Genomic DNA, 14,937 nt, shown 5'->3' with positions numbered 1-14,937 from the left:
CCTTACCGGCGAATCTGCGGCAACCTGGGGTCCCGACCGGGGAGCGACATGGAGCCGGGGGCCCCTCCCTTCGGGCCCGTGGGAGAATCACGGCGAGACCCACCCCACACCCCACGGAGGGACACCCATGACCGCGAAGATCATCTGGACCAAGATCGACGAGGCGCCCGCGCTGGCGACCTACTCGCTGCTGCCGATCGTCCAGGCCTTCACCTCAGGTACCGGGGTGGAGCTCGAGACCAGCGACATCTCGCTCGCCGGCCGCATCCTCGCCCAGTTCCCCGACCGCCTCACCGACGAGCAGCGCGTCACCGACAACCTCGCCGCGCTCGGCGAGCTCGCCGGACGGCCCGAGGCCAACATCATCAAGCTGCCCAATGTCTCCGCCTCCGTGCCGCAGCTCAAGGCGGCCATCGCCGAGCTGCAGGGTCAGGGTTACGACCTGCCGGACTACCCGGACTCCCCCTCCACCGACGAGGACAAGCAGGTCGCCGCGGCCTACGCCAATGTCCTGGGGTCGGCCGTCAACCCGGTGCTGCGCGAGGGCAACTCTGACCGTCGCGCGCCGCTCGCGGTCAAGAACTTCACCAAGAAGCACCCCCACCGCCTCGGCGCCTGGACGGCCGACAACAAGGCCCGCGTCGCCTCGATGACCGAGGGCGACTTCTACGGCAACGAGAAGTCCGTCGTCGTCCCCGCCGACGACACGCTCGCGATCACCCTCACCGCCACCGACGGCACCAAGGTCGTCCTCAAGGACTCCGTCCCGGTGACCAAGGGTGAGATCGTCGACGCGACCTTCATGTCGGCGAAGGCGCTGCGCGCCTTCTACGCCGAGCAGATCGAGACCGCGCGCGCCGAGGGCCTGCTGCTCTCGCTGCACCTCAAGGCCACGATGATGAAGGTGTCCGACCCGATCCTCTTCGGCCACGGTGTCGCGACCTGGCTCGGTGACGTCGTCGACAAGCACGCCGAGGCCCTCGCCGAGGCCGGTGTCGACCTGCGCTACGGCCTCGCGTCGCTCTACACGCAGATCGAGAAGCTGCCCACCGCGAAGCGCGACGAGATCCGCGCCGACATCGAGGCACTGTCCGCCGAGCGTCCGGCCCTGGCCATGGTCGACTCGGACAAGGGCATCACCAACCTCCACGTGCCGAGCGATGTCATCATCGACGCCTCGATGCCGGTCGTCATCCGCGACTCCGGTCAGATGTGGGACGCCGAGGGGGGCCAGCAGGAGACGCTCGCGCTCATCCCTGACCGGTCCTACGGCGCCATGTACGCCGCGGTCTTCGACGAGCACCGCAAGAACGGCGCCCTCGACCCGGCCACCATCGGCACCGTGCCCAATGTCGGTCTCATGGCGCAGAAGGCCGAGGAGTACGGCTCGCACCCCACGACCTTCGAGATCCCGCAGGACGGCACCGTCACCGTCACCAGCTCCGCGGGTGAGGTCCTCCTCGAGCACACCGTCGAAGAGGGTGACATCTGGCGGATGAGCCGGGTCAAGGACATCCCCGTCCAGGACTGGGTCAAGCTTGCCGTCACCCGGGCGCGCGCCACCGGCGCCCCGGCCGTGTTCTACCTCGACGAGAAGCGCGCCCACGACGCGCAGATCATCGCCAAGGTGGGCGAGTACCTCCAGCAGCACGACACCGAGGGCCTGGACATCAAGATCCTCCCGCCGGTCGAGGCCGTGACCTACTGCCTCGAGCAGATCCGCGCCGGCAAGGACGCCATCTCGGTGACCGGCAACGTGCTGCGTGACTACCTCACCGACCTCTTCCCGATCCTCGAGCTCGGGACGAGCGCCAAGATGCTCTCGATCGTCCCCCTGCTCGCGGGTGGCGGCCTCTTCGAGACCGGTGCCGGTGGCTCCGCCCCGAAGCACGTCCAGCAGTTCATCAAGGAGGACTACCTGCGGTGGGACTCCCTCGGCGAGTTCTCCGCGCTGGGCGCGTCGCTGGAGCACCTCGCGACGAACTTCGACAACGCCAAGGCTCAGGTGCTGGCCGACACGCTCGACACGGCGATCGCGACCTTCCTCGAGGAGAACAAGTCGCCCGCCCGCAAGCTCGGCCAGATCGACAACCGCGGCAGCCACTTCTACCTGGCCCTGTACTGGGCCCAGGCCCTGGCCGCCCAGGACGTCGACGCCGAGCTCAAGGCGCGCTTCGCCGACGTCGCCGAGCAGCTGGCGGCCAACGAGGCCAAGATCAACGACGAGCTCATCGGCGCCCAGGGGTCCCCGGTGGACCTCGGTGGCTACTACAAGCCGGACGCCGCCAAGGCCGAGGCCGCGATGCGCCCGAGCAGCACGCTCAACGCCATCATCGACGCACTCTGAGCGCCCGCCCCGCTCGCGGGGTGAGCACGACGACCCAGGGAGGGCCCCGGCAACCGCCGGGGCCCTCCCTTCGTCCTGCAGCCGGTCGGCCCGCTCCCTAGGATCCAGACCATGCCCGGGTCGACGGTCCGGGCGACCGACACCACGGCAGGAGCCTGTATGCACCACTCCTTGGTCCACCGACTCGGCGCCGAGTTCCTCGGCACCTTCTGGCTCGTCTTCGGCGGCTGCGGGTCGGCGATCTTCGCAGCCCAGCACGTCGTCGACGGCAAGGACACCGGTCTCGGCATCGGCTTCGTCGGTGTCGCCCTGGCCTTCGGCCTGACCGTGCTCACGATGGCCTACGCCGTCGGTCATGTCTCCGGCGGCCACTTCAACCCCGCCGTCACCATCGGCCTGGCCACCGGCCGACGCTTCGAGTGGAAGGACGTGCCGGCCTACGTCATCACGCAGGTCGTCGCGGGTCTCGTCGCGGGCGGTGCCCTCTTCGCGATCGCCAGCGGCAAGGAGGGCTTCGACGCCGGCGCCGGTTTCGCGGCCAACGGTTACGGCATCCACTCCCCCGGCGGCTACTCGCTGGTGGCCGTACTCGTCGCCGAGGCGATCCTCACTGGTTTCTTCCTCTACGTGATCCTCGGCTCCACCGACGAGCGTGCTCCGGTCGGCTTCGCCCCGATCGCCATCGGCCTGAGCCTGACGCTGATCCACCTCATCTCGATCCCGATCAGCAACACCTCGGTCAACCCGGCCCGCTCGACCGCGGTCGCGTTCTTCCAGGACGGCGCTGCCGGCCAGCTGTGGGCCTTCTGGCTCGCCCCGATCGTGGGTGCGGCCATCGCCGGTGCGACCTACGCTGTCATCACCGGCGTCAACCGCGCCGACATCGACATCGACGGCGACTGAGGCTGATCCACATGGACGAAGGGGGCGCCTCGGCATCGTGCCGGGCGCCCCTGGTCGTGGGGCGCGCGTCCCCCCGCAGGACTGCGCCGGCCGGGTCCCCCTTCGTCGTCCCATCCCAACAGCCGCTCCGCTCCGAACCCTCTTCATGAGATCTCGCATCGCACCCGCCGCCGCCTGCGGAGTTCTGGCGGCAACCCTCGGCACGGCGGCCGCACACCTCGTCGCGGCCCTCACCTCCCCGCCCTCGTCCCCGGTGCTCGCGGTCGGCAGCCAGGTCATCGACGCCACCCCGACGCCGGTCAAGGAGTGGGCCGTGGGGACCTTCGGCACCGCGGACAAGCCGGTCCTCATCGGGTCCGTCGCCATCGTCACCCTGCTCCTGGCCGCTGTCGCCGGAGCCGTGCGTCCCCGCTCCCGGATCCTCGGCACCGGCCTGCTGCTCCTGCTCACCGGGCTCGCGGGCGCGGCGGCGGTGCTGCGGCCCACCGCCGACACCCTGGCCTGGTTGCCGGCCCTCGTGGCCGCGGTCGTCGGCGTCCTGACCCTGGACTGGCTCGTGGCCCGAGTGGTCCCGTCCGATGCGGCCCACAGCCGGCCCGATCAGCCCACCCGGCGCAGGCTCTTCGCCCTCGGTGGCACCGGCGCCGCGGCCCTCGCCCTCGGCGGCGCCGGTCAGGGCCTGATCTCTCGCAGCCGGCCCCCGACGCTCACCCTCCCGACGCCGACAACGCCACTGCCACCGCTGGCGAAGGGGGTGGAGCTGGGCAAGTCGGGGATCGCCCCCTTCGTCACGCCCAACGGGGAGTTCTACCGGATCGACACCGCCCTGCTGGCCCCCGACGTGGACCCCGGCGACTGGAAGCTGACGATCGACGGCGATGTGCCACAAGGTTTTTCGCTCACCCTCGATGAGCTGCTCGACATGCCGATGGTCGAGCGTGACATCACTCTCAACTGCGTCTCCAACGAAGTGGGCGGTCCGCTCATCGGCAATGCCCGTTGGCTCGGTGTGCCCACCCGCGAGCTGCTCGCCCGCGCCGGACTCGACACCGATCCCAAGGACCCGGGTCTGCAGGTGCTCTCGACGTCGACGGACGGCATGACGATCTCCACGCCACTGTCGGCGCTGCTCGACGATCGCGACGCCCTCGTCGCGGTGGGGATGAACGGCACGCCTCTCCCCCGCGAGCACGGCTTCCCGGCGCGGCTCGTGACACCCGGCCTGTACGGCTTCGTCGGTGCCACCAAGTGGCTGACCCGGATGACCGTCACCCGCTATGACGCCGCGAGCGCCTACTGGACGGACCGTGACTGGGCCATCGACGGCCGGGTGCACACCCAGGCCCGCATCGACACACCACGAGCCCTGCGCCGCATCGCTCCCGGTCGCACCGTCATCGGTGGCGTGGCCTGGGCGCAGCGTCGCGGCATCAGCAAGGTCGAGGTGCGCATCGACGACGGACCGTGGCAGCGGGCCACGCTGGGCGCCGAGGCCGATGTCGACTGCTGGCGCCAGTGGTTCCTGCCCTGGGACGCCACACCGGGCCGGCACGACTTCATCGCGCGGGCGACCGATGGTGACGGACAGCTCCAGACGCAGGAGATCGAGCCCCCGTTCCCCTCCGGCGCCACGGGATGGCACCGGTCCGCCGTGACGGTCACCGACTGACCAATCCGGTTGTGCCGCAGCTCCGAACCCCTCTTGCACCTCTTCCCACCACGCCTTCTGGAGGCCGACATGATCCGCATGACCACGACCCGCACCGCCGCAACCCTCGCCGCGCTGGCCCTGCCCTTCGCCCTCACCGCATGTGGTGGCTCGGACTCGGGCTCCGGCTCCAGCAGCTCCTCGAGCGCCGCTTCCAGCTCCACCTCGAGTGACGCGATGAGCTCCTCCTCCACTGCCGACAAGGCCTCCGCTCCCTTCGGCGACGGCTGCGCCTCCGTTCCGACGTCCGGCAAGGGCTCCTTCGACGGCATGGCCACCGACCCGGTCGCCACCGCCGCGAGCAACAACCCCGCGCTCAAGACCCTCGTCACCGCGGTGACCAAGGCCGACCTGGGATCGACGCTCAACTCCGCCAAGGACATCACCGTCTTCGCCCCCACCAACGACGCCTTCGCCGCCATGGACAAGGCCACGATGGACAAGGCCATGGGCGACCCCAAGGGCCTGCTGACGACCGTGCTCACCCACCACGTCGTCGAGGGCCGCCTGGCCCCCGAGGACCTGGCTGGCACCCACACGACGCTGGCCGGCGACAAGATCACGGTCGAGGGTTCCGGCGAGGCCTTCACCGTGGGCGACGCCAAGGTCGTCTGCGGCAATGTCCAGACGGCCAACGCGACCGTCTACATCATCGACGGCGTCCTCATGCCGACCGCCAAGTAACCCCGTCTGACTCACGGTGACCTGAGCAGGCATCATGTACCTCGTGCCTCCTCCCCCCGACCACGACTCCCCGTACGACCACTCCATGGTCGATCGGACATCTGGTCGGGGGGCCGGCGAGCCTCTCGCTGATCGTCTTCGTCAGGTGGCGAAGGGGGACGAGGACGCCTTCGCCGCCCTCTACGACGAGACGGCGCCGCGCGTGCACGGCCTGATCCTGCGAGTCCTGCGCAACCCCTCCCAGTCGGAGGAGGTCACCCAGGAGGTCTACCTCGAGGTGTGGCGCGGGGCCACCCGCTTCGACCCCAGCAAGGGGTCGGCGATCGGCTGGCTGCTGACGATGGCCCACCGCAGAGCGGTGGATCGGGTCCGCGCGAGTCAGTCGGCCACCGTCCGGGACGACACCTGGCACGCACGCAGCCGCGATGTCGCCTTCGACACCACGGCCGAGCAGGCCACGGCCAGGATCGAGGCCCGCAGGGTGCGCTCGGCACTCGACGGCCTCACACAGGTCCAGCGCGAAGCCGTCAGCCTCGCCTACCTCGGTGGTTACACCCACACCGAGGTGGCGAGCCTGCTGGACCTACCGCTCGGCACCGCCAAGACACGTATACGCGACGGACTCATCCGTCTGAGGGACCAGCTGGGAGTGACACCATGAGCGACGACCTGCACAGCCTCTCCGGGGCCTTCGTCCTCGACGCCCTGAGTGATGGGGAACGTGCCGACTTCGAGGTACACCTCGGCCGTTGCGAGACCTGCCGCGACGAGGTCGACTCGCTACGCGGGGTCACCCCGCTGCTCGCCGAGACCGTCGCGGTCTCACCTCCCCCGGCCCTGCGCGCCGACATCATGGCGGCCATCCGCACCACCCGTCAGGACCCGCCGGTCGTCGACGAGCCCGCCGCCGCGGAGCCCGTCGCTGCGGAGCCCGTCGCTGCGGAGCCGGCCGTCGCACAGTCCGACACCGAGGCCCCGACCGAGACGAACGTCGTCCCCCTTCGTCGCCGGGTGAGCCGGCAGTGGGCCGCGCTGGCCGCTGCGGCCGCACTCGTCGTCGGCGGAGGCGTCACGTGGCAGGTGGTGGAGCAGGCCACCACGAGCATCTCGGACCAGGTCCTGGAAGCCTCCGATGCCCAGACCTGGCAGGCCACCACCGACGACGGGGGCACGGTCCGCGTCGTGCGGTCCGACCAGATGGGCAAGGCGGTGCTGCGGGTCGAGGGGCTTGCCGACCCCGGGAGCGGCAAGGCGTACCAGGCCTGGCTCCAGGACTCCTCGGGCTCCATGGTCTCGGCCGGGATGATGACCACCACCGACGGCGAGATGCTCCTCGAGGGCGATGTCGAGGGCGCAGCGGGCGTGGGCCTGACCAAGGAGCCGGCCGCCGGCTCGCCGCAGCCGACCTCCGCACCCGTGGCCCTCATCGCGCTCGGGTGACGGACGTCGATGACGTCAGGTCCCTGCCGCGGAGTAGGGTCGACCCCGTATCTGCTGCCCAATCACCGCACTAAGGGGTACGACTTCTCGTGAGCACCACTCCCGTCAAGGTCGCCGTCACCGGCGCCGCCGGCCAGATCGGCTACAGCCTTCTCTTCCGCATCGCCAGTGGGTCCCTCTTCGGCCCCGACACCCCCGTCGAGCTGCGTCTGCTCGAGATCACCCCGGCCCTGAAGGCCCTGGAGGGTGTCGTCATGGAGCTCGACGACTGCGCCTTCCCGACGCTCGCGGGTGTCGAGATCGGCGACGACGCCGAAAAGGTCTTCGATGGTGTCAACCACGCCCTCCTCGTGGGCGCCCGTCCGCGTGGCCCGGGTATGGAGCGCGGTGACCTCCTCGAGGCCAACGGCGGCATCTTCGCCCCCCAGGGCGCGGCCCTCAACAAGGTCGCGGCCGACGACGTGCACATCACGATCACCGGCAACCCGGCCAACACCAACGCGCTCATCGCGATGAACAACGCTCCGGACATCCCCAACGAGCGCTTCAGCGCGCTGACCCGCCTGGACCACAACCGGGCCATCAGCCAGCTGTCCGCCAAGCTCGGCGTGCCGGTCACCGAGATCAAGAAGATGACGATCTGGGGCAACCACTCCGCCACGCAGTACCCCGACCTCTTCCACGCCGAGGTCTCCGGCAAGAACGCCGCCGAGACCGTGGGCGACCAGGAGTGGCTGGAGAGCACCTTCATCCCGACCGTCGCCAAGCGTGGCGCAGCGATCATCGAGGCCCGTGGCGCCTCCTCGGCCGCCTCCGCTGCCTCTGCGACCGTCGACCACGCCCGTGACTGGGCCCTCGGCACCCCCGAGGACAACTGGGTCTCCATGTCGGTGTGCTCCGACGGCTCCTACGGCGTCCCCGAGGGTCTCATCTCCTCCTTCCCCGTGACCGTCAAGGACGGCAAGTGGGAGATCGTCCAGGGCCTCGAGATCGACGACTTCTCGCGCGCCAAGATCGACGCCTCCGTCGCGGAGCTCGCCGAGGAGCGCGAGGCCGTGACCAAGCTCGGCCTGATCAAGGGCTGACCGACCCCTCACAGACCGAAGGGGGTCCCGCACCGGACAGGTGCGGGACCCCCTTCGTCATGCCGTGACCGTCAGTGACGGCGTGAGGCGGCGCGGTTGCCGACGACGCCGGCAGCGCCCATGGTGCCGAGGAGCGCAGCGATCCCGAGGGCACCCAGGAGCGCGCCGGAGTCACCGCCCATCGGGCCACCATCGGTCTGGACAACGCCAGGGGTCTGCGGGCCTGCGGGGTTGGTCGGCACCACGGGCGGGGGCATGTGTGTCGAGCTCGAGGCCGTGGTGGTCGACGTCGGAGGCATCGTCGTGGTCGACGTGCTGGTGGTCGACGTCGGCGGAGCGGTGGTCGACGTGCTGGTCGTCGACGTCGGAGGGGTCGTGGTCGACGTGCTGGTGGTCGACGTCGGCGGAGTGGTGGTCGACGTGCTGGTCGTCGACGTGCTGGTGGTCGACGTGCCGGTGGTCGTGGTCGACTCCGGAGGCGTAGTCGGCTCCGGCGCCACGCAGCCGTTGTCGAGGATGGCCTCGCCCCCGGCGTCCCAGTTCTGACCCGGGAACTCATGGTCACCGTCCTGATCGGAGTACGTGAAGGGCGGGATGATGTCAGCCTCGTGGCCGTTGGCGCTCGGCACGTGGGTCTTGAAGTCCCACGCCGCGTGCCCGCGGACCGTGCCGGTCTCGGCCGGCCCGATCTCGACGTAGCCGTGGTCGGCAGCGTCCGGCGTGCCCAACGCGTGGCAGATGGTGACGTGCTCGGCGGGCGCCGCCGAGGCGGTCGAGGCAGCGATGAGGACGCTGCCGCCGAGTGTCAGGCCAGCGGCCAGACCAGCTGCCCCGGCAAGACGAAAGGATGGACGTGCGGTCATGATGACTCCCCGTGCTCAGCAACGCGGCGAAGGCGGCCCTCACCGCGGTCACGCCGACCGACGGGGCGGCAGAAGGCGTGGTCCCCTCTCGACGCACCAAGCGGCGCCAAGACTCCCCGACTGCCTCAAACGTTACTGATTGCTTACCATCTCCACAATAGATCTTTACCCTTTTGTGGAAACCTTCGGGAGTAGCCGAACCATGATCGGCGCGCGTCAGCGCGCGGCGAGATCCAGGGTGAAGCCCGACACGAGGACCGCCACGCCGAGCAGGACGAGCATGACGACGTCGACGAACGGACCACGCACGGCGATCCCCCCGACCTTGGTCCCGGGCAGGGTCACGCGGAGCAGCGCCGCCAGCAGGAGTGCGGCTCCGAGCGACACGGTCGCGCGCAGCATGTGGTCGGTGAGCACGAAGAGCAGCCCGACGACGAGACCGGCAAAGATCACCCACCAAGCTGCCAGCGGCCGGGTGTCGAGGGCAGGACGAACCTGTGCAGGAGCCTCCTGCGCACCGTCCTCCAGCTCCCCTGCTCCCGGCTCACTCATGCCAGGCTGCGCTCCGCCGCCTCGACGACATTGGTCAGCAGCATTGCCCGCGTCATCGGACCGACACCACCGGGGTTGGGGCTGACCCACCCCGCGACCTCGGCGACGTCCGCTGCGACATCGCCGGCGACCTTGGACTTCCCGTCCTCGGCCACGATCCGGCTCACGCCCACGTCGAGCACGGCAGCGCCGGGCTTGACCATGTCCTTGGTGATGATCCCCGGGACGCCGGCTGCGGCCACGACGATGTCGGCCTGCCGGACCTCTGCCGCCAGGTCGCGGGTGCCGGTGTGGCAGGAGACCGTCGTGGCGTTCTCGCTGCGTCGGGTGAGGATCAGGCTGAGGGGGCGGCCCACGGTGATGCCACGCCCGACGATCACCACGTGCGCACCCGCGATCGGCACATCGTGACGGCGCAGCAGCTCGATGCACCCCATGGGGGTGCAGGGCAGGGGCGCCGGCTCGCCGAGGACGAGCCACCCGAGATTCGTCGGGTGCAGCCCGTCGACGTCCTTGAGGGGGTCCACCGCGGAGAGGATCTTGTTCTCGTCCAGCCCGGTCGGCTGCTGGACGAGGAATCCGGTGCACCCCGGGTCCTCGTTGAGCTCACGCACGACCTCGAGCACCTCCTCGAGGCTCGAGCTCGCCGGCAGGTCACGACGGATGCTCGTGATGCCGATCTCGGCGCAGTCCTTGTGCTTGGCGCCGACGTACCACCGGCTGCCCGGGTCGTCGCCCACGAGGACGGTCCCCAGCCCCGGGGTGACGCCCCGCTCCTTGAGCGCGGCCACCCGCACCGTGAGCTCGGCCTTGATCGAGGCCAGTGCTGCCTTGCCGTCGAGGATCTGTGCTGTCACGTGATGTCCCTTGCGGTCGAGGTGGCGGGTCAGTGGGCGAAGTGGCGTGTGCCGGTGAAGTACATCGTGATCCCGGCAGCCTGCGCCGCCGCGACGACCTCGTCGTCGCGGACCGAGCCGCCGGGGGCGACGACGGCCGTGACGCCGGCGTCGAGCAGGACCTGCAGCCCGTCGGCGAAGGGGAAGAAGGCGTCCGAGGCTGCGGCGGCCCCCTTCGCCCGCTCCTCACCGGCGCGGCTCACGGCCAGGTGGCAGGAGTCGACGCGGTTGACCTGACCCATGCCGATGCCGACGGACCCTTGGTCCTTGGCCAGGAGGATCGCGTTGGACTTGGTGGCGCGCACCGCGCGCCAGGCGAAGGACAGGTCCGCCAGGGTCGCCTCGTCTGCAGCCTCGCCGGTCACGAGCACCCAGGCGCTCGGGTCGTCGCCGTGGCCCTGGGTCGGCTTGTCGTCCCCCGTGGCCTCGACGACGCCGTCGATCGCGTCGCGCTGCTGCACGAGGAGCCCACCGGAGATCGGGCGGGTCTCGACGCCACCGGGCGTCGGTGTCGCGACCTGGATCAGGCGACGGTTCTTCTTCTCCCTGAGGATCGTCAGCGCGTCGGCGTCGAAGTCCGGGGCGACGATGACCTCGGAGAAGGTGTCGTTGAGCGCGGTCGCCATGGCCGCCGTCACGGGGCGGTTGGTGGCGACGATGCCGCCGTAGGCGGAGACGGGGTCGCACGCGTGGGCGCGCTCGTAGGCCACCTCGATGCTCTCCCCCACCGCGATGCCGCACGGGTTGGCGTGCTTGATGATGGCGACGGTCGGCTGGTCGCCGTGGTCGTGGGCGGCGCGCAGGGCGGCGTCCGCGTCGACGTAGTTGTTGTAGGACATCTCCTTGCCGTGCAGCTGCTCGGCCTGCGCGAGCCCGGAGGCGCCCTCGGCGACATAGAGCGCGGCGGACTGGTGCGGGTTCTCCCCGTAGCGCAGGCCGGACTTCTTGGCGTAGGTCCCACCGATCCAACCGGGGAAGGGGGTCTCGTCGCTCGTGCTGACGACCGAACCCATCCAGGAGGCGACCGCGACGTCGTAGGTGGCCGTGTGGACGAAGGCGTCCGTCGCCAGGCGCTGGCGCTGCGCGAGGGTGAACCCGCCGCCGCGCACGGTCTCGAGCACCTCGCCGTAGGAGGTGGGGTCGGTGACGATCGCGACGGACGCGTGGTTCTTGGCCGCGGCGCGGACCATGGTCGGCCCACCGATGTCGATCTTCTCGATGCAGTCCTGCACACCGGCGCCCGAGGCGACCGTGTCGGCGAAGGGGTAGAGGTTGACGACGACGAGGTCGAAGGGGGCGACCTCCAGCTCCTCGAGCTGACGCACGTGGTCGGGCAGCCGGGTGTCGGCGAGGATGCCGGCGTGGACGCGCGGGTGGAGGGTCTTGACCCGCCCGTCGAGGCACTCGGGGAAGCCGGTCAGGTCCTCGACCTTGGTCACGGGCAGACCCAGGCCGGCGATGGTGGCGGCGGAGCCGCCGGTGGAGACGAGCTCGACACCGGCCTCGGACAGGCCGCGGACGAGGTCCTCGAGCCCGGTCTTGTCGTAGACGGAGACGAGGGCACGGCGGACGGGACGGCGGTCTGACACGAAGAACTCCTGGGGTCGCTGTGGTGCGGGATGGGTGCACCCAGGCGGGCGATGCACCTCGACGTCGTCACTCCCCGGTGGTGACCCACCTTCGCCAGTCGTGTTGGGGCCGAGTCTACGGCCGTGCGCCACGGCCCGCGAAACCGCACGACCTCAAGGTCGTGCGCAGTCAGGCGCGGGCCCGAGGATCACGCGGCGGCCGTCGACGCGCCACCCGCCGAGCGCCATGGCGGTCACGACGTCGACGAGCATCTCGCGCTCGACGACCTTGATCCGCTCGTGGAGCGTGTCCTTGGTGTCGTCGTCGGTGATGACGACGGTCCGCTGCTCGATGATCGGGCCGGTGTCGACCCCGGCATCGACGAGGTGGGCGGTCGAACCGGTGACGCGCACGCCGTAGGCCAGGGCGTCGCGCACCCCATGGGCCCCGGGGAAGGCCGGCAGCAGGGCGGGGTGGGTGTTGAGGAAGGTGCAGGCGTCGAGGGTCCGCGGACCGAGGATCTTCATGAACCCCGCCGTCACGACGAGGTCTGGCTCGTACCCGGCGACCCGCGCCGCGAGCGCGGCGTCCCAGGCGTCACGGTCGGGGTGGTCGGCCACCGACTCGACAAAGGTGTGCACGCCTGCGGCGTCGGCGCGGGCCAGCCCGGTGCAGTCGGCGCGGTCGGTCCCCACGGCGACGATCTGCGCGGGCAGGGTCCCGGCCGCGGTGGCATCGAGCAGGACCTGCAGGAGGGTCCCCGAGCCGGAGACGAGGACGACGAGACGAAGGGGGGCGCTCACCCAGCGGAGTCTAGATCCCCTGGCGTCCTGTCAGCGGGGCTCCCACTCCCTTCGCCCGCCCTCACCCTCTGGCGCATCTCCTCAAGGTCGTGCGCATCCGGGGCTCGAGGTCACCAAGTGGTGTAGGAGGAGTCGTTGATCGTGAACCCGTGGTCCCCGACCCGACAGGTCATTCCGCTCGCGCGGCTCTCGCACCCCGTCTGCTCGCTCCCGATGCTGTGGTCGTACGGGAGGATCGCCTCGTCATCCGCGGAGACACCCAGTCCGGGCGTCCACCATCCCGCCGAGGCGGCCTCGTCGCTCGACTGCGCCTGGACCGCGTCGCTGACGCAGCCCGGGCGGGCGCCCTGCGCGTCGACGACCATGCTGGTGCCGATGTCGAACTCGCAGCCACCCCGCAGGTCCTGCGGGACCGGGAGGCTGCCGCTGCGCAGGTCGCAGCGTGCGAGCTCTTCGCCCCCCAGCGCGGAGTAGGTGCAGGCGATCTTGCCGCTCGGTGAGACCCAGCCGGCGCGAGAGGTCGTCGCTCCCACCCGGTTGGCGGACGGGATCTCGGGGGCCGATGGCTCGGCGATCGTCGACGTGGCTCCGCGGGGCGCCGCGCCGCCCGCGGGAGAGACCGTGGTCGCCGACCCCGACCGGTCGGGTCCTGCGGTGACGGTGACCGTGGCGTCAGGCGCTCCACTGGTCTCGTCGGGCCCGGCGCACGCACCGATGGCCAGGGCGATCGCGGCCCCGGCAGCGGCGAAGGCGAGTGGACGGGTGGTGTGGTGCATCGTGGCGCCTTTCGTCCGGCGGGAGCCCTGCAGCGACCGCGTTGCTGGACCAGACGTGCGGGCGACCCGACCGGTTGCCTCGCACACGATCATGGCCTCAGCGCCGCAGCACCCACCAGTCGCGCGCGAGGGCGGCGAAGGCGCCCAGCGCCAGCTCACCGGCCAGCACGAGCATGAGCACGAAGGCGGGGGCGCCCAAGTGGGACAGCCGGGCCGCCCCCATCGATCCACCGGCAAGGGAGTCGATCACGCCGATGGTCAGGGCCGCGACGACGACCGCTGCCGCCACTGCGGCGAGCTTGGTCTGGGTCGCCGCGAGCCGGGGAACACGGGTCAGCGTCTCGCGGCCGAGCCAGACACCGGCCGCGATCGGCAGCAGGACGAGCAGGTGGGTCATCCACGGGAGCCCACCGGGCTGTGGCTGCGCGGCGAGGACGGGGACCATCGGCAGCAGCCCTGCCTCGGCACCTGACCACGTGGTCATCGCCCCGCCCGTGGTGGAGAAGCCGGGGCCCGCCGCGAAGGAGAGCCCCCACAGGGCCAGGTTGGGCAGCAGCGCCACCTGCAGCAGCACGAGGACCAGACCGCCGAAGAAGCCAGCCTCGAGAGCCGAGTGGATGTGCCCGACCCGGCCGATGTTGATGAGGGTGGCCAGCGCGACGAGGACGGCACCCATCGCGATGAGGAGGAGCGCGCCCTTCGCGCCCGGGATGATGCCGCGCCGCAGCGACAGCGGTGCGCGGGACCAGAGGTCCGCTGGGCGCTCCGGCAGTCCGTGCGCCCAGGCCAGGCCCAGCGCGGGGATGACGAGCAGAGGCAGGACCAGACTCACCAGCACCGGTCCCGCGGGCGAGAACAAGCCCAGGAGTGAGGCGACCACCCCGACGGCGGCATAGCCGGCCAGCCAAGAGCCTTGCACGCGCAGGTCGGGCGCCTCGGGCAGCCCGCGGCGCGCGCCCACCCTGGCGAGCAGGACGAGGAGCGCGGCGCCCAGCAGAGGAGTCAGCGCCAAGGTCCCGGCGCCCAGGTGGAGCCGGGCGCCACCGAGGACGAGCCACAACAGGCTGCCGGAGCCCAGCGCGTCTCCGAAGCCGGCCGAGGCGCGCGGCACGGCCAGGGCACCGAGAATGACGAGGAGGACCGGGAGCACCCAACCGGCAGTCGCCGTCAAGGCACCCGCAGCCGCGGCCCGCAGCTCCGGGCGTCTCCGAGTACCGTCGTCCACGGTCGTGGCCGACCGAAGGATCTCCATCACCGTCACGCCCCCATGGTCACCGACGAAGGGGGATGGTTGGTGGAGGCCAGCCGATG

The 14,937-nt window shown here is 70.8% G+C and carries 14 protein-coding genes and 1 riboswitch; of the genes, 7 read left to right on the top strand and 7 right to left on the bottom strand.

Translation table 11 applies throughout. From position 1 onward, the window contains the following. The first annotated feature begins 127 nt into the window (after nt 1-127). From ASG73_RS08005 to ASG73_RS07975, 7 genes are all read left to right on the top strand, one after another. Nucleotides 128-2,347: an NADP-dependent isocitrate dehydrogenase gene (locus tag ASG73_RS08005; protein ID WP_055993330.1), complete on the top strand. Its 2,220-nt coding sequence runs from the start codon at nt 128-130 to the stop codon at nt 2,345-2,347. Nucleotides 2,348-2,458: 111 nt separating this feature from the next. Next, nucleotides 2,459-3,250 (top strand): aquaporin Z, encoded by a 792-nt coding sequence (gene aqpZ / locus ASG73_RS08000; RefSeq protein ID WP_442905354.1) that lies wholly within the window; start codon nt 2,459-2,461, stop codon nt 3,248-3,250. A 145-nt stretch (nt 3,251-3,395) separates the two neighbouring features. Beyond that, nucleotides 3,396-4,919, top strand: coding sequence for a molybdopterin-dependent oxidoreductase (locus ASG73_RS07995; protein WP_055993326.1), 1,524 nt, complete (start codon nt 3,396-3,398; stop codon nt 4,917-4,919). A 69-nt stretch (nt 4,920-4,988) separates the two neighbouring features. Continuing rightward, the gene (locus tag ASG73_RS07990; RefSeq protein ID WP_200946727.1) at nt 4,989-5,642 is read left to right on the top strand and encodes a fasciclin domain-containing protein; all 654 of its coding nucleotides are present in this window, start codon (nt 4,989-4,991) and stop codon (nt 5,640-5,642) included. A gap of 85 nt (nt 5,643-5,727) precedes the next feature. After that, on the top strand, nt 5,728-6,303 hold the full coding sequence (gene sigK / locus ASG73_RS07985; protein WP_055994434.1) for an ECF RNA polymerase sigma factor SigK: 576 nt from the start codon (nt 5,728-5,730) through the stop codon (nt 6,301-6,303). Then, nucleotides 6,300-7,082, top strand: coding sequence for an anti-sigma factor (locus tag ASG73_RS07980; protein ID WP_055993324.1), 783 nt, complete (start codon nt 6,300-6,302; stop codon nt 7,080-7,082). The genes sigK and ASG73_RS07980 overlap by 4 nt, the downstream gene beginning before the upstream one ends. Before the next feature lie 89 nt (nt 7,083-7,171). Beyond that, nucleotides 7,172-8,167, top strand: coding sequence for a malate dehydrogenase (locus ASG73_RS07975; protein WP_055993322.1), 996 nt, complete (start codon nt 7,172-7,174; stop codon nt 8,165-8,167). A gap of 71 nt (nt 8,168-8,238) precedes the next feature. On the opposite strand, the gene ASG73_RS17880 is transcribed toward ASG73_RS07975, so the two are convergent. The 7 genes from ASG73_RS17880 to ASG73_RS07940 form a co-directional block, all read right to left on the bottom strand. Further along, entirely contained in the window at nt 8,239-9,030 is a 792-nt protein-coding gene (locus ASG73_RS17880) for a hypothetical protein (protein WP_156466203.1), read from the bottom strand. 216 nt (nt 9,031-9,246) lie between these two features. Beyond that, nucleotides 9,247-9,582 carry a DUF3017 domain-containing protein gene (locus ASG73_RS07965; protein WP_055993318.1) on the bottom strand — a complete coding sequence of 112 codons (336 nt, stop codon included), beginning with the start codon at nt 9,580-9,582 and terminating at the stop codon, nt 9,247-9,249. After that, complete coding sequence (locus ASG73_RS07960; RefSeq protein ID WP_055993316.1) at nt 9,579-10,439, bottom strand: bifunctional methylenetetrahydrofolate dehydrogenase/methenyltetrahydrofolate cyclohydrolase; 861 nt, start codon at nt 10,437-10,439, stop codon at nt 9,579-9,581. The genes ASG73_RS07965 and ASG73_RS07960 overlap by 4 nt, the downstream gene beginning before the upstream one ends. 29 nt (nt 10,440-10,468) lie before the next feature. Continuing rightward, complete coding sequence (gene purH, locus ASG73_RS07955) at nt 10,469-12,067, bottom strand: bifunctional phosphoribosylaminoimidazolecarboxamide formyltransferase/IMP cyclohydrolase (protein WP_055993313.1); 1,599 nt, start codon at nt 12,065-12,067, stop codon at nt 10,469-10,471. 31 nt (nt 12,068-12,098) lie between these two features. Beyond that, a riboswitch (ZMP/ZTP riboswitch) is annotated at nt 12,099-12,179 on the bottom strand. 41 nt (nt 12,180-12,220) lie between these two features. Beyond that, nucleotides 12,221-12,850, bottom strand: coding sequence for a phosphoribosylglycinamide formyltransferase (gene purN, locus ASG73_RS07950; RefSeq protein WP_055993311.1), 630 nt, complete (start codon nt 12,848-12,850; stop codon nt 12,221-12,223). A 110-nt stretch (nt 12,851-12,960) separates the two neighbouring features. Next, on the bottom strand, nt 12,961-13,626 hold the full coding sequence (locus tag ASG73_RS07945) for a hypothetical protein (RefSeq protein WP_055993309.1): 666 nt from the start codon (nt 13,624-13,626) through the stop codon (nt 12,961-12,963). 97 nt (nt 13,627-13,723) lie between these two features. Continuing rightward, complete coding sequence (locus ASG73_RS07940) at nt 13,724-14,878, bottom strand: cell division protein PerM (RefSeq protein WP_055993307.1); 1,155 nt, start codon at nt 14,876-14,878, stop codon at nt 13,724-13,726. Nucleotides 14,879-14,937 lie beyond the last annotated feature (59 nt).

Source organism: Janibacter sp. Soil728 (genome assembly GCF_001428305.1).
Classification (GTDB): domain Bacteria; phylum Actinomycetota; class Actinomycetes; order Actinomycetales; family Dermatophilaceae; genus Janibacter.
The sequence above is the reverse complement of the archived record's forward strand: the minus strand, read 5'-3'. Positions and strand labels throughout refer to the sequence as shown.